Annotated in this window: 18 protein-coding genes; 13 read left to right on the top strand and 5 right to left on the bottom strand. The window is 45.2% G+C overall.

Translation table 11 applies throughout. From position 1 onward, the window contains the following. Nucleotides 1-397 precede the first annotated feature (397 nt). Nucleotides 398-1,693 (bottom strand): NCS2 family permease, encoded by a 1,296-nt coding sequence (locus AC5JPY_RS00375; RefSeq protein ID WP_493851708.1) that lies wholly within the window; start codon nucleotides 1,691-1,693, stop codon nucleotides 398-400. A gap of 568 nt (nucleotides 1,694-2,261) precedes the next feature. Between AC5JPY_RS00375 and tolQ the strand changes: the two genes are divergently transcribed. From tolQ to AC5JPY_RS00350, 5 genes are all read left to right on the top strand, one after another. Next, nucleotides 2,262-2,984: a protein TolQ gene (gene tolQ, locus AC5JPY_RS00370; protein WP_493851707.1), complete on the top strand. Its 723-nt coding sequence runs from the start codon at nucleotides 2,262-2,264 to the stop codon at nucleotides 2,982-2,984. Further along, nucleotides 2,981-3,442, top strand: a complete 462-nt coding sequence (tolR, locus tag AC5JPY_RS00365) for a protein TolR (RefSeq protein ID WP_493851706.1) — start codon at nucleotides 2,981-2,983, stop codon at nucleotides 3,440-3,442. Before tolQ ends, tolR begins: the two co-directional genes overlap by 4 nt. 67 nt (nucleotides 3,443-3,509) lie before the next feature. After that, nucleotides 3,510-4,532 carry a cell envelope integrity TolA family protein gene (locus AC5JPY_RS00360; protein ID WP_443524138.1) on the top strand — a complete coding sequence of 341 codons (1,023 nt, stop codon included), beginning with the start codon at nucleotides 3,510-3,512 and terminating at the stop codon, nucleotides 4,530-4,532. Nucleotides 4,533-4,667: 135 nt separating this feature from the next. Next, entirely contained in the window at nucleotides 4,668-5,960 is a 1,293-nt protein-coding gene (locus tag AC5JPY_RS00355; protein WP_493851705.1) for a translocation protein TolB, read from the top strand. A gap of 476 nt (nucleotides 5,961-6,436) precedes the next feature. Further along, on the top strand, nucleotides 6,437-7,843 hold the full coding sequence (locus AC5JPY_RS00350; protein WP_443524141.1) for a nucleobase:cation symporter-2 family protein: 1,407 nt from the start codon (nucleotides 6,437-6,439) through the stop codon (nucleotides 7,841-7,843). Between the two features lie 197 nt (nucleotides 7,844-8,040). Here the strand turns inward: AC5JPY_RS00350 and AC5JPY_RS00345 are convergent, their stop codons facing one another. Then, the gene (locus AC5JPY_RS00345) at nucleotides 8,041-8,706 is read right to left on the bottom strand and encodes a TetR/AcrR family transcriptional regulator (RefSeq protein WP_443524142.1); all 666 of its coding nucleotides are present in this window, start codon (nucleotides 8,704-8,706) and stop codon (nucleotides 8,041-8,043) included. A gap of 476 nt (nucleotides 8,707-9,182) precedes the next feature. Between AC5JPY_RS00345 and uraD the strand changes: the two genes are divergently transcribed. From uraD to AC5JPY_RS00305, 8 genes are all read left to right on the top strand, one after another. Further along, complete coding sequence (gene uraD, locus AC5JPY_RS00340; protein WP_443524144.1) at nucleotides 9,183-9,704, top strand: 2-oxo-4-hydroxy-4-carboxy-5-ureidoimidazoline decarboxylase; 522 nt, start codon at nucleotides 9,183-9,185, stop codon at nucleotides 9,702-9,704. Nucleotides 9,705-9,824: 120 nt separating this feature from the next. After that, a complete protein-coding gene (uraH, locus tag AC5JPY_RS00335; RefSeq protein WP_443524145.1) occupies nucleotides 9,825-10,193 on the top strand; it encodes a hydroxyisourate hydrolase in 369 nt (122 codons plus the stop codon). 195 nt (nucleotides 10,194-10,388) lie between these two features. Continuing rightward, nucleotides 10,389-11,744, top strand: coding sequence for a urate hydroxylase PuuD (locus AC5JPY_RS00330; RefSeq protein ID WP_493851704.1), 1,356 nt, complete (start codon nucleotides 10,389-10,391; stop codon nucleotides 11,742-11,744). A gap of 78 nt (nucleotides 11,745-11,822) precedes the next feature. Beyond that, a complete protein-coding gene (gene puuE, locus AC5JPY_RS00325; protein WP_493851703.1) occupies nucleotides 11,823-12,803 on the top strand; it encodes an allantoinase PuuE in 981 nt (326 codons plus the stop codon). 85 nt (nucleotides 12,804-12,888) lie between these two features. Continuing rightward, complete coding sequence (gene alc / locus AC5JPY_RS00320; protein ID WP_493851702.1) at nucleotides 12,889-14,010, top strand: allantoicase; 1,122 nt, start codon at nucleotides 12,889-12,891, stop codon at nucleotides 14,008-14,010. Next, nucleotides 14,010-14,540, top strand: a complete 531-nt coding sequence (locus AC5JPY_RS00315; RefSeq protein WP_493851701.1) for an ureidoglycolate lyase — start codon at nucleotides 14,010-14,012, stop codon at nucleotides 14,538-14,540. The genes alc and AC5JPY_RS00315 overlap by 1 nt, the downstream gene beginning before the upstream one ends. 523 nt (nucleotides 14,541-15,063) lie before the next feature. Further along, nucleotides 15,064-15,324, top strand: a complete 261-nt coding sequence (locus AC5JPY_RS00310) for a hypothetical protein (protein WP_493851700.1) — start codon at nucleotides 15,064-15,066, stop codon at nucleotides 15,322-15,324. A gap of 99 nt (nucleotides 15,325-15,423) precedes the next feature. After that, the gene (locus tag AC5JPY_RS00305; RefSeq protein ID WP_493851699.1) at nucleotides 15,424-15,873 is read left to right on the top strand and encodes a hypothetical protein; all 450 of its coding nucleotides are present in this window, start codon (nucleotides 15,424-15,426) and stop codon (nucleotides 15,871-15,873) included. A gap of 126 nt (nucleotides 15,874-15,999) precedes the next feature. Here AC5JPY_RS00305 and guaD read toward each other — a convergent pair whose 3' ends face one another. The 3 genes from guaD to xdhB all read right to left on the bottom strand — a co-directional run bounded on the left by guaD (nucleotide 16,000) and on the right by xdhB (nucleotide 21,159). Beyond that, nucleotides 16,000-17,421 (bottom strand): guanine deaminase, encoded by a 1,422-nt coding sequence (gene guaD, locus AC5JPY_RS00300; protein WP_493851698.1) that lies wholly within the window; start codon nucleotides 17,419-17,421, stop codon nucleotides 16,000-16,002. A gap of 107 nt (nucleotides 17,422-17,528) precedes the next feature. Then, the gene (locus tag AC5JPY_RS00295; RefSeq protein WP_493851697.1) at nucleotides 17,529-18,593 is read right to left on the bottom strand and encodes an XdhC family protein; all 1,065 of its coding nucleotides are present in this window, start codon (nucleotides 18,591-18,593) and stop codon (nucleotides 17,529-17,531) included. Further along, nucleotides 18,586-21,159: a xanthine dehydrogenase molybdopterin binding subunit gene (xdhB, locus tag AC5JPY_RS00290; RefSeq protein ID WP_493851696.1), complete on the bottom strand. Its 2,574-nt coding sequence runs from the start codon at nucleotides 21,157-21,159 to the stop codon at nucleotides 18,586-18,588. Before xdhB ends, AC5JPY_RS00295 begins: the two co-directional genes overlap by 8 nt. Nucleotides 21,160-21,194 lie beyond the last annotated feature (35 nt).

Genomic DNA, 21,194 nt, shown 5'->3' with positions numbered 1-21,194 from the left:
GACCAGATATCGCTTGAAACAACCTAAATCTGTCATCTTTATGTGCTAATTCACTGTAAGAAAAACCTCTACGGCGTTGATTGAGGTGATGCGCTTAACTCGGCTATAATATCATGAAAAAAAATTTCAAACTAACGAATTTTTCTTAATTTCATAAATTAATATATACATAAATAACAATAGCTTACAAGCAATTTATTGACTATGACGCTTTGGTTATATATTTCTGTTTACTATTGCCTGTTTTTTGGCATGTCAAAAGCCAGTACAAACATCCAAAATGTGAGGGTGAAAGCTGAAGCTGTAGATCTACATTACTGACAAAGAAAAACCCTCTTTATCATTGAATGACAAAGAGGGTTTGCTTTTTAGATACTAGCTAATGTTTGGTTATATCTTACAAGAAGACAATCTTGACCAATAGGATAATAGTCAAAATCCATACCGCGATACTGATATCAGAGAACTTGCCTGCGATAGCTTTTACCGCAGTAAAGGTGATGAAGCCTAGTGCAATACCATCAGCGATAGAATATGTCAGCGGTGTAAATAACAACACGACGACTACAGGCGCCGCTTCTGTTAAATCGCTCCAGTTGATGTCTTTTAGAGTGCCCATCATCAGTACAGCAACATAGAAGATTGCACCAGCCGTTGCATACGCTGGGATCATACCTGCTAGTGGCGAGAAGAAGATACTGAATAAAAATAGCACACCAACAGTCACTGCCATTAAGCCCGTACGGCCACCTGAGGCAATACCGGAGATGCTCTCAATATAACTGGTCGTCGATGACGTACCCAGCAAAGAGCCTGCTACTGTCGCTGACGAATCAGCCAATAGTGCTTTGCCCATATTAGGAATGTTGCCGTCTTTGTCGGTCAGCTTGGCTTGGCTAGTGGTTGCAATCAAAGTACCCGCAGTATCAAATAAATCGACAAACAAGAAAGCAAAAATCACACTGATCATACCCACATCGAACGCACCTGCAATATCAAGCTGCATGAGCGTTGGTGCGACTGAAGGTGGCGTAGAGATAATACCCGTGAACTGTGTATAGCCCATTAGTAAGCTAATCAGAGCAACCAATAAAATACCGATGGTAACCGCGCCTGGTACTTTTTTGTAAGACAAGCCGATAATAACCACAAAACCCAATGAGGCCATAACAGGTCCAAATGACGTCATGTCACCAAGACCAACCAAGGTTGCATCATGATTGACAATAATGCCAGCGCTCTGTAGAGCAATGAACGCCAAAAATGCACCAATACCAGCGACTACGCCGTTTTTGAGAGAGTTTGGAATCGCATTAATAATTGCTTCACGGATCTTAAATAAGCTTAACAGTACAAAGATACAACCCGACAAGAACACCGCACCTAGCGCTGTTTGCCATGCATAGCCCATGCCTAGCACAACCCCATAGGTGAAAAAAGCGTTGAGCCCCATTCCTGGTGCTAACGCTACTGGTAGTCGGGCATATATGCCCATGATAAAACAACCTATCGCTGCAGCTACACAAGTCGCTACAAATACTGCCCCTTTGTCCATCCCCGCATCAGCTAAAACATTTGGGTTCACAAAAATGATATATGCCATCGTCAAAAACGTGGTTATACCAGCGATGATTTCTGTTTTGATCGTGGTATTCTCACCGTTGATCCCAAAATAGCGTTCAATTGCATTCATAAGTGTCGCCCCCGACTGGCCAATAAAAAGTCACCACTACTTAAAATCAAACGTAACTTCAGCAAAAATGACGACGCCACAGTGAGAATAATGTAGTAACAAAGCGTAACATATTAGACCAGTTATCTTACAAACTCAATCGTTGATAATGCCTAATTCGTATAAAAACACAATTCGAGATGCCACTGGCGTAAGGGCTAAACGTCTATACAAATATGCGACTCTCTATATTACTCTAAGTGTATCGAGGTATATCAGTTGTCAATAAAAGCGTTCGTTGCTCTGCAATTATTTCTATATATACTCGCTACTTGCCATTTGATATATGCGCTATCTATTTGTTTAACACATTAATAATGACCTTTCTTTCATTTAGAAGTAAACTAGGGGGTTATTGTGTCGATACCTTAATCATAGCTCGACCCCTATGGGCGATTATCTTTGCTGTTGTAAACATAGCATTGCCTTGAGGGCGACCAATAAAGCATAAGCGTTATATTTTGAGGTTGGTCTGGTTCATATACTTTTATTCAATCCAGCTGTTGTCAATTATCCGTGAGTCCATTACATGCCTGAATCATTAAATATTATTGATCTTATTACCCAAGCCAGTTTATTGGTACAGATTGTGATGGCGTTATTGCTATTAGCGTCTTTATTCAGTTGGGTTATTATTTTTCGTATGAGTGCGCGTCTCGGTACGGCCAAAAACTTTGATCAGCAGTTTGAGACTTGGTTTTGGTCAGGTGAAGACTTGGCAAAGCTATATCAAGGTATCCAAGGCTCACCTGATCGCCAAGGGCTTGAGCAGATTTTTTATGTGGGGTTTTCAGAATACCTCAGAATGCATAAAAAGCGCCAACCCAAAGACGATATTATCGATGGTGTCGAGCGTAAGTTGCGCGTGGGCCTAGGTCGCCAGCAGCAGCAGCTAGAGTCAGGACTGACGGCGCTTGCCAGTATCGGTTCGGTCGCGCCTTATATTGGCTTATTTGGTACTGTTTGGGGCATTATGAATGCCTTTTTGGGGCTATCGCAAACGGAGCAGGCTACCCTAGCCTCTGTTGCACCCGGTATCGCCGAGGCATTAATTGCAACGGCGATGGGCTTATTTGCCGCTATTCCTGCGGTACTGGCTTACAACCATTTCACTGCAAAATCGAGTAACCTTTATGACTCACGTGCATTATTCTGCGATGAGATGACAGGCATGCTACAGCGTGAGACTAGCGTTCAAAGCACTGTCAACAGAGAAACTCAAGTGAGTGCCAGTCAGGTGAATGGGCTATGAAACCAAACCCCTATCGCCGTGAGAAAAAAACACTCAATGCAGAGATGAATGTCGTGCCTTATATCGATGTCATGCTGGTGCTGTTGGTGATATTTATGGTGACCGCACCGATGCTCATTACAGGTGTCGATGTTGATTTGCCAAAAGAGCAGACCAATACGATGAGCCAGAGCCAATTACCCGTTATTGTCTCTTTGACTGATAATGGTGAGATTTTTGTCAGCTATGAGAGCAACATCGATTTACCTATGAGTGAGCCTGAGCTGATCAACACACTATCAAACTTACAGTCTCAGAGCGGTAGTACCAACGCCGAGCCATTGCAAGTGATGATCAATGCCGATCAAAATAACCAATACGGCGCTATTATGACGCTAATGGCGACCTTGCAGCAGGCCGGTATTGAAAAAGTGGGATTGTTGACTGGTGCGCCTCTACCAACGCCTGCGCTCCAATAGTGGTACGCTCCATAAATACTGACTCAATAGCCAGCCCGATAATTCTCGTTTCTGATAACTACCGTTCATGAGTATCTATACCATGCATAATGCGCCTGCCGTCTATGTACCTACCGAACCTGAAAGTAACGGGCTGACCCTACCTACGTTGCTCAGCTTGCTAGCACATGGTCTTATCATCGGTGTACTGGTTTATAATTATCAAACCGCTGACGTCGAAACCTCTGGTAGTATCGAAACCGTAATGGTATCGCCTGAGCAACTCGCTGAGATGCAAGGACAGATACTGGCCAACCGTGCAGCAGCAAGTGCCATGCAAATGGAAAGTAGCACCAGCGACTCGCCCAGTAGCGCTCAACCGCAAACATCAAGCAGTAGTACCAGCGCGCAAAGCGCAAGCCAGCCAGATTCTCAGCGCGTTCCTGTGTTTACACGATCTGACGAGCCAGCCAGCCAGCCCATGCTCATGAGCGAAGAGCAGCATCAGCGATTGCGCGAACAAAACCAAGAGTATGAGCGCAGAATGGCCGAGTGGGCATCTCAGTTGGACGAGACAACCATGGAAGAGCTCGAGCAAGTTGAACAAAATAAAAGAGAGCAGATGATCGAAGAGCAAAAAAGGCTTGGGGATTTTCGCCAAAAGCAAAACAATCCACCTAAAATAAAAAGACCTACTGCCAACGATCGTAATATAGAGATTGATACCGATGGCTCTGGCAATGCAGGCCGAACCTTTAGCTTATCTGATGGTCAGTCAACCATCACAGGTGATACCTCAACGGCTAGCACCTCTAGAGGCAGCAGTCGTTCCGCCTCCAGTGGTAGCCGCGGTGCCAGCAACAACGAGATTATAAATCTTATCAAGCGTAACTATACACCGCCTACCGCAGCGAGAGGTTCCACCCAGCGTGCTACTTTGACCATCACTGTCAATGCCAATGGCGACGTCATCAATGTTACCGCCTCCGGACCTGATAACACCGTCAACGAAGCCGCCAAACAAGCCGTACTCAATACAGGTAGCCTACCCATCAATACTGATGATCCTAAATACCCTACTTTTACCATACAGTTCAGAGGTAGCAACTAATCAGTTGCTAGCGTCTTGTATTATTGATAACGTAACGTTAATCGGCTTGTATCGTATCGGTTTTTTCTATTTAAATGCGTGCCTTATTGACTATAAAAATGAATATCATACTACTGTTAGGAGCTCCATTAACTCATGCGTACTCATAAAAAACTACTCGTCTCTTTATTGACTGGCACCTCGGCACTGCTTGCTTCGCAAAGTTTGCTAGCAGCACCTGTCGTACTAGAACTCGACTATGATATTCCTGTTCAACAGAACCAAGTCGCGTTTGTACCATTCGCAGGCGACTCTGTTTTATCTCCTATCATCCTAAACGACTTGAGCAACACAGAGCTGACAGTCACCAGCCAAAACTTGCCGCAGCAGCCGCGCAGTAGTAGCGAGCTGGCAGGTACGCTACCTGTGTGGCAAAACATGGGCATCCCTTATCTCGTTGTCGGTAGCACCCGCACCAATCGTGGCAAAGTCGTCACCGATTACGAGGTTATCGATGTTAAATCTGGCCGCGTGATAGAGGGTAAGCAAAACCTAACGGCAGATAACAACAGAGAAAGTATGCGTTACGCCGGCCACGTGATCGCAGATAAGGTCTATGAGCTGATTACTGGTATTCCAGGGGATTTCTCGGGACGTATTGCCTACATTGAAGAGACAGGCACTGGCAAGCAAAAAGTCTCTCGTCTAAAAGTAATGGATGCTGATGGGGAAAACGCCAAAACCATTACCGAAGTAGCAGGGTCTATTTTCTCACCAGCATGGTCACCTGATGGCAACCGTATCGCCTACTCTGTACAACGTGAAAAGTCGTACCCTGTCATCTACATTCAGAACGTCAGTGGCGGCGGTGCCAGCGTATTGACACCTTTTTCTGGTAGTAACCTAAGCCCATCATTCTCTCCTGATGGTAGCAAGATACTGTTCTCCAGTAGCTTTGAGGGCAGCGCTGATATTTATGAGATGAGTGTCAGCGGCGGTACACCTAGGAGACTCACCAACTTGCCAAGCAGTGAAGTACAACCAAGTTATGCCCCTGATGGTAAGTCATTTGTCTATGTCAGTGACAAAACAGGGTTTAATAAGCCGCAAGTCTATCGTTATGAGTTTGGTTCAGGGCGCACAACCAAAGTGTCCAATGGTGGCTATGCAACCAGTCCACAGTTTAGTAGTGATGGGACGCAAATTGCCTTTTTGAGTGGTCGATCAGCCGCTATTATGAATAACAGTGGTGCGGTAACGACCAACCTTGGTAATACTGGTATCGACGAAGCGCCAAGCTTCTCGCCCAATGGTAAACGTGTGGTCTATGCGTCGACCCAAGGCGGTAAAGGTGTATTAACGATTAAATCACTCAATGGTGGTGCAGCCTTCGGTAAGTCAGGACAAGGCATCATTCGCTCACCAGTATGGTCATCAAGTCCAAAATAAATTTGCAATTTTATTGTCATGTAGCTATTCAAAGAAGCCTCAATCATGATAAGTATGGTTGGGGCTTTTTTGTGGGTGTTTGAAGTACAGATGCAACTAGATGGACTGTTATCTAATGATATTCATTTTCTAAAATCTCTCTATTTAGGTTAAGCCTTTCTTTCTAAGACGTAACAATCACGTAAACCTGCTAGTACCAAAAAAAACATTGCATTCACTCATAATTTATCTATATCCTAAATAGACCTGACCAAATGGTCAGACTTTAGCAATACTAGCCAACAAACATAGGTTTTTTGGCTAGTATTCAATCGGATGTGTGCCCCCATTGTATAAATCGATAAAAAACTGCTCAAAGGTTAGATATTAATTCTTATCTAATGACCTCCATGTTATCTGAGATCCATTTGATTGCCATGTTATCTGATATATGCCGTTGCGCGGGTGCCAAGTAGTTATTTTAGGAGGAAACCACCATGAGTGAAAACGTTCCAGAAAATACCGATTTACTATATAAACTACATGACCGTCCAACCCCTATCAAAGCATTCTTAGGTGCTATACAACATGTGCTAGCAGCCTTTGTTGGTATTATCACTCCCTCCCTAATTATCGGTGGTACTCTAGGTTTGGGTGAGCATATCCCCTACCTTCTCAGCATGTCTTTGATTGTTTCTGGGGTGGCAACCTTTATTCAAACTCGAAAAGTAGGTCCTGTGGGCTCTGGGTTAATGGCGTTACAAGGTACCAGCTTTGGGTTTTTAGCGGCGGTATTGACCGCAGGGTTTGTGGTAAAAAACCGTGGCGGAAGTCCTGAAGAGATTTTATCAGTTATCTTTGGCGTCTCATTTCTCGGTGCATTTGTTGAGATATTTTTGAGTCAATTTATCACCAGGCTCAAATCATTTATGAGCCCTATTGTTACAGGGTGTGTGATTGTCACGATTGGTTTGTCTTTAACCAAGGTAGGTTTGACTGATTTGGCAGGCGGGTTTGGTGCGGAGGATTTTGGTAGTATTCCAAATTTACTTTTAGGTGGTGGCGTACTTGCAAGCGTCGTGCTCATCAGCATTATTAATAACAAGGTTATTCGCTCAAGCGCTATTTTTATCGGTTTGATGCTTGGACTCGTCGCTGCTGTCTTTATGGGCCGTATTGACTTTTCATTGGTGTCTGAGGCGGCGTTTTTTACCGTGCCCGTACCGTTCAAATATGGCTTTGGTTTTGATTGGCAGGCGTTTATTCCTATTGCCTTTATGTACATCATTACCAGTATTGAAACGTCTGGCGATCTGACGGCTACCTCGATGATATCAGGGGAACCGATCAAGGGCCCTCTGTATGAAAAACGCATTAAAGGCGGCGTATTAGGAGACGGTGTCAACTCTCTGATTGCGGCGGTCTTTAATACCTTTCCGGTCACCACCTTTAGCCAAAACAACGGTGTGATTCAAATGACAGGGATTGCGAGTCGCTACGTCGGTTTTTATGTTGGTGGTATATTGTGCTTGATGGGACTGTTTCCGGTGCTTGGGGCTGTTTTTACGCAATTACCTAAGCCAGTCGTTGGCGGTGTCACGTTATTGATGTTTGCTACTGTGGCGACTGCGGGTATCCGTATTTTGTCTACCGTGAACTTCACCCACCGTAATGTATTGATTATCGCCACCTCTCTAGGTTTGGCAACAGGTATTGCGTTCGTACCTGATGTACTGTCACAAACCCCGCAGTTTTTTCAGAATATCTTTGGCTCAGCGGTGACGATGTCAGGAATTGTCGCGATTACACTTGATATGATTTTACCGAAGAATTACGGCGTTGAATTTGATACAAAAGCGCAGCACCAAGATGACTCTCTAGAGCAAGTCCAAGAAACAGCTTGATAAGCCTCTGTACATAGTGCTTGATTGACTACGCTTGGCTGACTGATCTTATCTGGCTGTTCTTAACTGACTGAGCTTGACTGACAACCTTTCATCACCAAACAGCGAAAAACACAGTATCACTGCTTGGTGATGAAAGGTAGACTACTCAACGTAGACAACCCATACGACATAAAGCCTGTGACTTTAATCCGTAATTATTCTAGCCCGCAACCTCGCAGAATAAAGGGTACTAAAAACGCTTCTGCGCGTGCCTGGTCCTCTGCATCATAAGCGGTCTTGTCCATTAAGCCGACAATTTCTATCTCAAATTCTGCATAGCGCTGGGTCGTCGCCCATATCAAAATCAAGAGTTGCAAGGGATCCGTAATACCTATCTTTCCTTGCTTATGCCATTCTTTCATGACTTGTGCTTTATCGTTTACCCAGTCCTTCATCGTGGTAGACATAAACTCGTGTAAGTGCGGCGCACCGCCAATAACCTCAATAGCAAACAGTTTATGACGACTCGGGTTGGCAAAGGCTTGTTGCAATTTGGTACGGACGAACTTTTCAATGACAGTTTTTGGATCACTCTCTACGGTCATAGTGACCAAGCCCTCATTCCATTCCTGAATGATTGAGCGCAGTACCGCCATGTACAGATTTTTTTTGTTTTTAAAATAGTAATGAACATTGGCTTTGGGTAGCCCTGCTCTATCCGCAATTCCTTGCATCGTAGCACCGCGATAGCTTTGGAGCACAAACTCCTCTTCGGCTGCTGCCAGTATTAGAGATTGATTGTGTGCACGCGTCGCTTGCTGGCTTCGATGCGAGGGCGCGTCAGTAGTAAGGGTATCTTCTTTTTGGTTGTCTTTAGTCATGGTAGTGGTATCTCACTCCGAGTGGCAGGTTCGACAAAATAGTCGTTATTTTTCCTGAGACGTTTGGTTATCAATGCACAGAGTTGTGCAGCATTATTCTCTGGATAAAAATATTTCCAATAAAACAGTTGACCAATTAGTCAGGTTTTAGCAAAATGGTAACTATAAATTCATCACATTACTACTAAAATCATGTTGCCATGATTTTTTACCATTGAATTGTTAGCATTCATGCGGTAAAGCAGTTTTTTATTATCAATGCTATCCCACACAAATCATGGTTATTAACGATAAAGAATTAAATGCAGCAAGTGAAATATATACGCATGCAAAACAACATGGATATAGCAAATGGATATAGTAAAACGTCTACTGCTACCGTCACATTTATGCCCATAACCATAATGTATAAATCATTATTAGACAACCGTTACCCGATAGGTAAACGGCCTGTCATATTATAAAAGGATATCATCGTGAGCTTAACCTTAGCGCAATTTAATGATCTGTCTCAAGAGTTGGCTGTCGAGCACCTGCTAACGTGTTGTACCAGCAGCACGTGGGCGAGCAAACTTGCTGATGCGCGTCCTTTTACAGACTTGGATACACTGCTAACGAGTAGCGATACTATCTGGCATGAGGTACAAACCAACGAGGCCGACTTGCTAGAAGCGTTCGATGGTCATCCACAAATCGGTAACGTGGCAACCCTAAAAGAAAAATATCGCAATACGCAAGGTAGCGCCGCCCACGAGCAGTCAGGTGCTAATGATGCAGCTGACGATGTGCTCGAAGCACTTGCCAAAGGCAATCAGGACTATCTGGAAAAGTTTGGTTTTATTTTTATTGTCTTTGCCACTGGCAAAAGCGCGCAGCAAATGCTTGATTTACTATTGGCTCGTCTGCCTAATGAGCGTACCACTGAGCTGGCGAACGCAGCCACTGAACAAAACAAGATCACACGCCTACGTCTACATAAATTATTCGGTCAGGCATAGATAACTGCGACTTGATGAACCGTAAGATCAACATTCATACAATGGTTTATTCATCAATCACTCTAGACTCATTCACATCGCTACTGAATTTACATCGCTAATAAATATAAAGGAAGCATCATGTCTGCCACCCTATCATCACATATCTTGGATACGCATCTTGGTAAGCCTGCCACCAATATCGCTGTCACTTTACACCGTATACAGGACAGCGGCGGCGCCACCCTACTTGCACACGGTACGACCAATGAAGATGGCCGTGTCACCCCAGATGCTTGGCAATTTGTTACCATGCTCGATAGCGCAGCGCAGCAGCTAAGCATCGGACGCTATACCGTGACTTTCGATACTCAGTCTTATTTTGATGCCCAGCAGTTGACTGCATTTTATCCGCAAGTCATTATCGATTTTGTGGTGAATGATGCCAGTCACTATCACGTGCCGCTACTACTGAGTGCCCATGGTTATAGCACGTACCGTGGATCGTAGCCTATAGAGCGTGGTGTCCTTTAATGTGTATTCGCGTTATATGATCATAACTCATTGCTGACATTTTGCTGACGTTGCCACTTTATCTCATTACTTTATATCCAAGCGATCATAAACCATGGTCGTTATTAATTATCAAAAAAGCTTATCAATATATTTTATCAAGACACGGTCATATTAAAGGACAATTACTACATGGGTGCCTATCTTCTCGAATGGTTGAGTTTATTTTTCCGCTGGTTTCATGTCATCGCTGGGGTAGCATGGATTGGTGCCTCATTTTATTTTGTGTGGCTAGATCTGAGCCTACGCAAGCCGCCACAGTGGAAAGCAGACAAAGGTATCTCAGGCGATCTTTGGGCCGTACATGGTGGCGGGTTTTATGAGATTGCCAAATACAAGCTCGAACCAGAAGAGATGCCAAAAACCCTACATTGGTTTAAGTGGGAAGCATATACCACGTGGCTAACGGGTGCGGCGATGATGTCTATCGTCTATTATGCCAATGCAACTGCCTACTTAATTGACCCAAGTAAGGTACCTTTTACCAGTATCGGCGCTATTGCCACAAGTTTGCTGTTTTTGTTTGGTAGTTACTTTATTTATGAGGTCATCGTCCGCAGTCATTTGGGTAAAAACGCCCTAATATTTAGTACGTTGATTTTTATTCTTTTGATCATTGCCTGTTGGGGTTCGTACCAGCTGTTTAGTGATCGCGCCTCATTTATCCATATCGGTGCTATCTTGGGTACGGTGATGGTCGGTAATGTGTTCTTTGGTATCATGCCGGCACAGCGCGCCCTCGTAGATTGCGTAAGGCGCGGCGAAAAACCGGGTAAAGAAGTGGCTGAATTGGCGCTACAAGCCAAAAATAGATCATTGATGAACAACTACTTTACCCTACCACTTATCTTTACCATGATCAGTAATCACTATCCAATGATGTATGCTCACGAGCAAGGTTGGTTGGTTTTGGTCTTCGTCGGTATCATTACCGCGACTGCCCGTCATTACTTTAACCAAAAGCACTTGGGACACAAAAAACCGCGTTACCTAGTCATACCAGCGATACTGACCGTATTGCTCATTATCTGGATGCGACCTGAGCCGATTGAGCCAGCGCCTGCAATGCCTTCTACTGCCTCAGTAACGTCTACGACGACTGATAGCACGCCACCAGCTGCAAGCATGACTCCTGACTCAAACACTGATACCGCTACTAATGCTAATGCCAATCCTAATAGTAGTACTAATAACAGTGTTACCGATAATACTGCCACTGCTGAAGCCGTACCCGTAAGCGCGTCAGCAGATGACGCGATGATGGATGTGGTGCATACACGCTGTAGCACTTGTCATGCCGTACAACCAACGCAACAGGGGTTTGCCGCGCCTCCAGCAGGTATTATCTTACAGACACCAGAAGATTTGAGAATACATAAAGCAAAAGTCGTCACTGCGGTACAGACCGGCTACATGCCACTTGGTAATATCACGCAGCTGACAGATACAGAGCGCCAGCAGCTTGTCGCATATGCATCATCGCTTTAATTTACGATCTAAGAAAAGCTATGGCCAGTAACCTTCAAATAAACATTTAAGGCTCTAAGAGATATAGGAACATCGATAATGACCCAAAAGATTACCAGTGACTTTGATCTAAGTACATATCCACGAGATCTAAAGGGCTACGGCGACAATCCACCAAAAGCAAACTGGCCTGGCGGCGCGAGAATCGCCGTACAGTTTGTACTCAATATCGAAGAAGGTGCAGAGAATAGCGTCATTCATGGCGATGGACAATCAGAGCGCTTTTTATCTGATATCTTGGGCACACCAGAATTCAATAACCGTCATCAGTCTATTGAGTCTGCTTTCGAGTACGGTAGTCGTGTCGGTGTATGGCGTGTATTAGACGTCTTTAAAGAGTACGGCGTTCCTATCACCACATTTACTTGTGCTGCCGCTGCCGAAAAAACGCCGCACATTATTGAGCGTGTGTTAGAAGACGGTCATGAGATTGCCAGTCATGGTCTACGTTGGATTACCTATCAGGACATGTACCGCGAGACTGAGCGCGAACACATTCGCTGTGCTACTACTATCTTCAAGCGTATGCTAGGTAATCAGCCTCTCGGCTGGTATACCGGACGCGATAGCCCAAATACTCGCGAGTTAGTCGCTGAGCAAGGCGGCTATGTCTACGACTCTGACTCGTATGGGGATGAGCTACCCTACTGGCTCAATGTAAAAGTGCAAGATGGCAATGTCATCACGCGTAAGCCGCATCTGGTCATACCCTATAGTTTAGAGACTAATGACATGCGCTTTTCTTCAAGTCCAGGATTTACTCATGCAGAGCCGTTTTATCAGTATCTCAAAGACAGCTTTGATACCCTTTACGAAGAAGGCGCGCATACCCCGAAAATGCTGACGATTGGTTTGCACTGCCGAATTATCGGACGTGCAGGACGCATCAAAGCGTTAAAGCAGTTTTTGCAATATATCACCAATAAACCTGACGTATGGATATGTCGCCGTGATGACATCGCCAAGCACTGGTACGACAATCACCCTGCCACGTCAGACAACACTGCCAACTGGATGTGAGCGCCGTCATTATCTTGATATATTGACCATATAAGACAGACCGCATACGATAAATACAACCTAATATAGAATAAAGGAAATAACGATGAGTCAAAGTAGTTCAGAAGTCGGACAAATTCTCTCAGCAAACAATTTACCTGAGACATTGCCATCATTTACCAAAAAATCAAACGTGGCTGACAGTCGCTTAGGCGCAAAATCACTGTTTGCGACTGATGATTTTTTTGCAGATAAAAGCCGTATTCTAAATCCGGATGCGCCTATATTTGTGGTTGGTAAATTCGATAACAATGGTAAATGGATGGACGGCTGGGAGACGCGTCGCAAGCGTCATTTGGGTTATGACTACTTGGTTATTCAACTTGCCCGCCCAACCAAAATCGCTGGGCTCGATATCGATACCAGTCACTTTACTGGCAACTTCCCCTCTTCTGCCAGTGTCGATGCTTTGTATGCACCAGAGCTATTACAGCAGACTGATACTGAACTTGCCAACCTAAGCAAAGAAGACTGGGACGGTAAAAACTGGCAAACGCTTGTAGGTATGACGCCGCTACAAGGACACAATCATGAGTTTGTCGAGATCGATCATGAGCAAACGGTGACCCATATTCGTTTGAATATCTATCCAGATGGCGGCGTTGCTAGGCTACGTGTCTACGGTGATATCCAGCTTGATGCGAGCCTCAATACTCAAGGCGAGTTGCTCGATTTGGCAGGTGCGCTAAATGGTGGTCGCGCGATTGCTAGCAATGATGCGCACTTTGGCGCAGCCAGCAACTTACTGTTACCGACCAAAGCACCCAATATGGGGGATGGCTGGGAGACTCGTCGTCGCCGTGAGCCAGGTAACGACTGGTGCATCATTGCCTTAGGTCAAGCAGGTATCGTTGATTCTATTGAGATTGATACGGCTCACTTTAAAGGCAACTATCCTGACAAAGTCTCGATCCAAGCGGTCTACTCACCAAACACACCAGAGCAAACGCTAGTGACTCAAAGTATGTTTTGGGAGACGTTACTTGAGCCGCAAAAGACCAATGCTAATGACGTCCATACTTTTAGTAAAGATAAGCTTCAGATAGACCAGCCTATCACTCATATTCGAGTGAACATTTTCCCAGATGGTGGTATCAGCCGCGTGCGTATATATGGACAGATTGCTGACAATGCCGCGGCCCAGCCCAACGATAGCGAGACTACCTAATGTCTGTCACATTAACCGCCATACCTTTGACGAAGGAAAATTTTGCCCCCTATGGTTCGGTGATCGAGCGCTATAGTGATGATGAGCAAACCGCTGACAATACTTATGAGATCAATAATGGCTATGCCGTTCGCCATCATGCACTTGCTGAAAGCCAGCTTGAGGGTGGTACAGTAGGTATGAGTATCTTTCGTGCCAAAAAGCGCGAGAACCCTATTGTCCTCTCCGTCATGGAATACCACCCACTTGGAACACAAGCGTTTGTGTCTATGGAAGGTCAGGACTATGTCGTCGTTGTTGCAAAAGCGGGTACACCGCCCCAGTCTGCTGAAGACCTCGCTGTATTCTATGCCACCTCTCATCAGGGTGTGCAATATGACGCTAACGTCTGGCATCATCCACTACTGGCTCTAGGGCGTGATAGTGATTTCCTGGTGGTTGATCGCATCAATGGCGACGGTAACAATTGCCACGAGATAGATATTACTGACTGGCATGTATTTATTAAACTAGCAGACGAGTGCAGCTAACCAGCTAATACGGCACGTACGATACAAACTAAAAGCCAGCTAAGTCCTATTAGCTGGCTTTTTTATGTTTGGCAGATCGGCAAGTCCTATCTATGTTGACTCAAAGGTATTTTATACAGCCCAAATTAGGGCATAAAAAGGTCTATTTTGGTGCTTTTATCACGTGCTTTTTCATCCAAAAGCACTGTTTTCTATATTTACTCAAATATATAGAAGATGCGTCTGGCATTTAAGAAAAACTAAGGGCTATTTTGCTTATTTTATACCCTGATAATAGCAAATAAGCATAAAAGCCAGTAAATGCTGCAGAGCATATATTTTATAGGTTCGTGGCACGATTATTGAATACTCTTTAGGGGTAAGCGTATGAATGATACTTATTGATTTCTACTTAAAAACAGAACCGGTCAATAGCACGCTTATTGTTAGTTGATAGTGATTTTCAAACAACAACCTATTTTATGAATTATCAAAGATAAATTTAAGGTAATTAATATTCCATCGTACATAAAGGAGTTACATTTTGCATTTTGATTTACGAACGAGCCCACTCTCCACCTCTAAACTGTCTAATCAGAAACCATTTAGCCAAAAGCCGTCTTTGCTTAAACCGTTGTCAATGGTGGCAGTTGCTGTCGCCGCTTTCGGTAGCATGTCTAACCTCCAAGCTGAGACCTATTTTACCGATACGAGCGTTTCTGTACTTTACGGCAGTGACTATGACCTTGTAGAGGATGGAGAGCTGACGACTGTTACATTAGAGCATGTCTCTGCGCACGACTGAGGCGGTGTATTCTTCTTTGTCGATCGAAATCAAGGTGCCAATGATATTGAAAACAATAGATTTAGAGAAACTTATGGCGAGCTGTCTCCTACACTAAAAATGGCAACTTTTAACGATAGCTTTATAAAGCAAGTTAATTTAGCCGCTACTTATGAATTTGGCTCAAACAGTACTGGCTTTGATCAAGACAATTATTTGGTTGGTATTGGTGCCGATCTAAATATCCCTATTCCAGGGACAACGTACGCGTCTGCAACGCTATACCATGCTTTTAATGACAATATCGATGATGATCAACAAATCACCTTGACCTATGGTTGGGAGCGTAACAATTTTGTAGTGGACGGCTTTATCGATTATTCATTTAATAACGATGATATTGAAGATAATATTCATATCAATCCGCAAATCAAATACAATCTACAGGAGGTGCTCGGTATTGATAACCGCCTAGAAGTCGGCATGGAGTATAGTTATTGGAAAAACAAATACGGTGTCGATGGTGTCAATCAAAGCGCCCCTAGCGCCTTAGTAAAGTTCCATTTTTAACATAGGATAAAGATACCTTTATTCGTAAAAACCCCTGCTTCTATCTGGTAGAAGCAGGGGTTTTTATTTCTGATTAGACATCTACTGGCTGCGTTATTGGTGCAAGCATACACTGATGTATTTGTCCTATAAGGCAGCGCTGCGATAGCGACTCACACCTGCAACGACTGTCTGTTCGATCACTCTATCATCACCCAGCATCATCAGTACAAACAGCTGCTCCTCGAGTGATTTGGTCTGTGCCATACGTCGCTCCATCAGTTCCGTCGCACCCATATCTATGATGACAAAATCGGCTTCTTTATTGGGCATAAAATTACCGATCTTATCATCCAATAGCAGCGACTGTGCATTGCCCAAAGTAATCTGATACAACCCTTGATGCGCTGATAACTGATTGCTCTGTAGTTGCTGAACTTTATAAGCCTCTGATAATGTCGTCAGCATAGACAGACTCGTGCCTGCCCCAATATCGGTGGCGATACTGACACCGGTATAGCTTAAGGTCTTGGGTAAATCGAACAGTCCACTACCCAAAAATAGATTGGACGTCGGACAATGTGATATCTGTGTGCCAGTCGCGCGTAGGCGCTCATACTCTGATGTCTCAAGGTAGATCCCATGCGCCAAAGTCGTACGACGACCTAACAAACCCATATCATCATAGACATCGAGGTAACCTTTGTGATTGGGATACAGCTGCTGCACAAAAGCCACCTCATCGCGGTTTTCTGCTAGATGCGTCTGCAAATAGACACTATCGTAGCTGGCATACAACTCTCCTGCCAGCCGTAGCTGCTTCGGTGTCGAAGTAATCGCAAAGCGCGGGGTGATGGCGACATGCTGACGTCCGCGCTCATGCCAGTTATCAATGATGTCTTGAGTATCGCGGATACTTTGTTCAGCAGGAACGCACAGTTGCTCAGGCGCATTTTGATCCATCAATACATTGCCCGTGATCATACGTGTGTTGAGCTTGTGGCTCTCGGCAAAAAACGCTTCGGCAGATAGCGGGTGACTGGTAGAGAAAACCATGGCACTGGTCGTACCATTGGCCAGCAGTTGGTTTAAGAAGAACTGCGCAGTGTCGTGCGCTACTTTTGGATCAGCAAAATTGGCTTCGGTGACAAAGGTATAGTTGTTGAGCCAGTCGAGCAGTTGCTCACCATAAGCGGCAATCATATCGATTTGCGGATAGTGCACATGGGTATCGATAAAACCTGGCATGATGAGTTTATCGCGATAGTCATGCATTTTAACTGCTGGCTTGCCCTCTGCATTAGCATACGTCGATAAGATAGTCTCGCTATGACCGTACTCTACAATGCGTCCTGTCACATCATCTACAACAAGCGCACCATCAGCAATATATTCAGGGTAAATGCGCTCGCCTGCAATCACGGGTAATAACATTGTGCTTTGATCAATGGTTGATACCTGTGCATGATCAGGTTGATTGGTGTTCGCTATTTTAGAGGGTGTACGCTCAGTACGATCGCTTTCGGTCAAATAATGCAGCAGTCGAGCTTGATAAATATGTAGGGTCATTTGGTGGTCTCACATGGCTTAATAGTACTGAGCATCTTGATAAATAGTACTGAGCGTTTTGATTGTTTAATAAAAAGTGACACGGTTTTATGAGGTAATTAGTTCCTTCAAAGAACAGCCTGATGATAACGCTGTAGCAACTGTGCCACGATAGAGACTGCTACTGCCATCGGTTCTTTGCCGCCGATTGATAGTCCAATGGGCATGACGAGCTGACTCACTAATGACTCACTATAACCGCGCTGAATCAAACGGTCTCTAAAACGTTTGGCTTTGGTGGCCGAAGCAATGCAGCCGATATAAGGTACTGGGATATCTGAGCGCTTATCATCAGCTGAGCTGCTATCAGAAATAGTATCTAATGCTGCTCGCACCAGCTCAAAATCAACACTATGGTCATGCGTCATAACCAAAATAAAACGCTGACCGCCCTGCTCTATAAATGGACGCACAAAATCTACAGGATCGTCATCGATATGCGGACGGATATGCGCTGGTAATTCGTAAGAGGTTGGTTGGGTTGATGCTGTTTTGTTTGATGCTAATGGTCGTGCTTCAGCATCGTTATGTGATATTGAAGTGTGGCGGTTACAGTCTGTCTGATCTGCTTTATCAGTATTTGGCTTGTTGTTTAAATAACGCTCAAACATCTCTGGGCGACTGTCTACCCAATCTACCTGACATGGCAATTCAGCAAGGATGGTCATGAGTGCTGAGGCCACATGCCCTGCCCCAAATACCAGTAATGACATCGGCGGTATCACATTAAAGCATTCAAACATAACGGTGACGCTACCGCCGCAACACTGTGCCAATTTCGCACCCAGCGGGTAATGCTTGGTATAAACCGCGTCTCGGCGCACCGCTTTAGAAGGATTTGGCGCGCTTGTATCATTGACTTCAGATACTTTTGGTTTGACTTCCTTTGATACCGTTGCTGAAATCTCACCGTTCAGTAGCTGACGAGCAGTAGTAATCACATCGTGCTCGAGACCGCCGCCGCCCAGCGTATCTACGATGCCATCCTGCGTGACGATCATTTTGGCCTGTAGCGCACGCGGAGCCGAGCCATTCACAGCCACAACCGTTGCCAACACATGAGCGATACCTTGCTGTTGATATCGCGCCAGACCTTCATACCAGATCACTGGCGGTGCTAATGACTCACTCACTGTGCGCAGGACCTCTCGCCCCTGCGACATTCGGATGCTCTATCGCTTCTGGCTGCTCATCGGTCTGTTTGCCTGTCACCTCTTTTGGATCGATGTCTTTTGCATGGCGCACATCTTGCGGCATGACCTTGTCGTTATAAAGGTCGCCATTTTCTTCTACACCTTTGGCAAGGCTATCCATCGTATCCTTGTCCGCTTTGGTCTCTAGCTCCCATGAGGCACCTTCCATACGCATCACTGCTTTTAGTACCGCTTCTGGCGTTGCAGGCATGGTCAGTTCTGGATTCTTTCTATAATCACCGAGACTTGCGACGGCATTGTTGAGTGCGCACCAGACACTGGCTGCTAACATAAACGGCGGCTCACCAACGGCTTTAGAGTTATAGATAGTTTGTTCTTCGTTTTTGCGGTCGTATAATTTAACATTCCACTGTTTAGGCAAATCATGCGCAGTTGGAATTTTATAGTTGGCAGGACTGTCAGATGCGAGTTTTCCTTTATCATTCCAGATCAGCTCTTCTGCTGTGAGCCAACCCATGCCTTGCACAAAACCGCCTTCAATTTGACCGATATCAATGGAAGGGTTAATCGACTGCCCTGCATCGTGTAGCACATCACAGCGCAGCACTTTGTACTCTCCTGTCAGGGTGTCAATCTCAACCTCAGCACAGGCGGCACCTAGCGCAAAATAAAAGAACGGACGTCCCCACGCTTTAGAACGATCATAAAATATCTTTGGCGTTTTGTAGTAGCCAGTAGACGATAGACTGATGCGATTCTGATACGACAGCTGAATCATTTCAGCAAAAGTTAGCGTTTCTTTATCACCGATATAGACATGGTTATTTTCAAAACGTATGTCTTCTTGTGCCACCTCAAAATGCTCAGCTGCAAATTCAACAATGCGCGCTTTGATGCTCAAGCAAGCATTCTGTGCTGCCTTACCATTGATATCTGTCCCTGATGACGCAGCAGTTGGTGAGGTATTGGGTACTTTATCCGTACGCGTCGCTGATACCTTGACCGTATCCAGATCCACATCGAACTCATTAGCGACGATCTGGGCGATTTTGATATACAACCCTTGCCCCATCTCTGTACCACCGTGATTGAGATGGATACTGCCATCGGTATAAATATGTACCAGCGCACCTGCCTGATTGAGCGTCTGCACGGTAAATGAAATACCGAATTTGACGGGCGTTAGCGCGATGCCTAAGCGCTTGTCACTGCCTTCAGCAGCAGCTTTTTGATTGGCTTGTATGATTTGCTGACGGCGATTGTCATAATCGCAATCTTCTGCCAGCGTGCTCATGATGGTCGCCAAATCAAAGTGCTCAATGGTCTGACCATAATGCGTACTTTGACCATCTTGATATAGATTGGCTAGGCGCACTTGTAGCGGATCTTGACCCAAGGTATAGGCAATATGATCCATCATATATTCAGCCGTCATCAGCCCTTGTGGTCCACCAAACCCGCGATAGGCTGTATTGGATACCGTATGGGTCTTGCAGCGATGACCTGCCACATGAGCCGCTGGATAATAATATGCATTATCACAGTGGAACATCGCTCTATCGACGATAGCATCAGACAGATCTGGCGCATAACCGCACAGACCAGCCAGCTGCATATCGACGCCTAGTATACGACCTGACTCATCCAAGCCCACCTCATAGCGGTTGGCAAACTCATGACGCTTACCAGTTACGACCATATCGTCTTGACGGTCTAGACGCATACTGACAGGGACATTGTGGCGCTTGGCAATGATACCGCACAGACAAGCCCATGCCGCGGCTTGCGTTTCTTTACCACCGAAACCGCCGCCCATACGGCGCACGACTGTGTTTACCGCATGAAATGGCAAGTCTGTTACTTCAGCGACCAGTTGCTGCACTTCACTTGGATGCTGTGACGACGTGTATACTTCTAGCCCGCCATCATCACACGGCACCACGTAAGACACTTGCCCTTCAAGATAAAAGTGCTCTTGCCCGCGCATATGAATATGACCTTCGATACGAACTGGCGCGTTCTCAAGCGCCGTCGCCGCATCGCCGCGCTTCATAAAATGACTCGGACGCACAAAAAACTCTTGTTCTAGTGCCTTATCGATACTCAGCACCGCAGGCAACGGCTCATACTCGACAATGGCTTTAGTAGCCGCTTTTTTGGCAGCACGGTGACTGCTCGCCACCACTACAAACAGCGTCTGACCCACATATTCCGTAATATCGTTCACCATGAGTGGCTCGCCATCGAACACCGCACCGATATCCGTTTGCGCCGGTAAATCCTGGAAATTTAAAACATCTACAACCCCATCAGCCTCTCTAACAGCGCTCAAATCCATACTCAGGACACGTGCATGAGCATGGCTGCTCTTGCCAACTGCTAAATGTAGCGTACCTTGTGGTTTTGCAATATCATCCACGTAGGTTGCCGTCCCCATGACATGACTGATCGCACTATCATGCTTGGCCGAGGTGCCAATTTTGTTTTTTGGCGGACGCACACGGCGGATACTATAACTGTCGAATAAGGACGAATGATGGCTCATGGCAAGTCTCTTCTATTAATACGCTTTTATTGATG

It is taken from the genome of Psychrobacter sp. H27 (genome assembly GCF_059072655.1).
The sequence above is the reverse complement of the archived record's forward strand: the minus strand, read 5'-3'. Positions and strand labels throughout refer to the sequence as shown.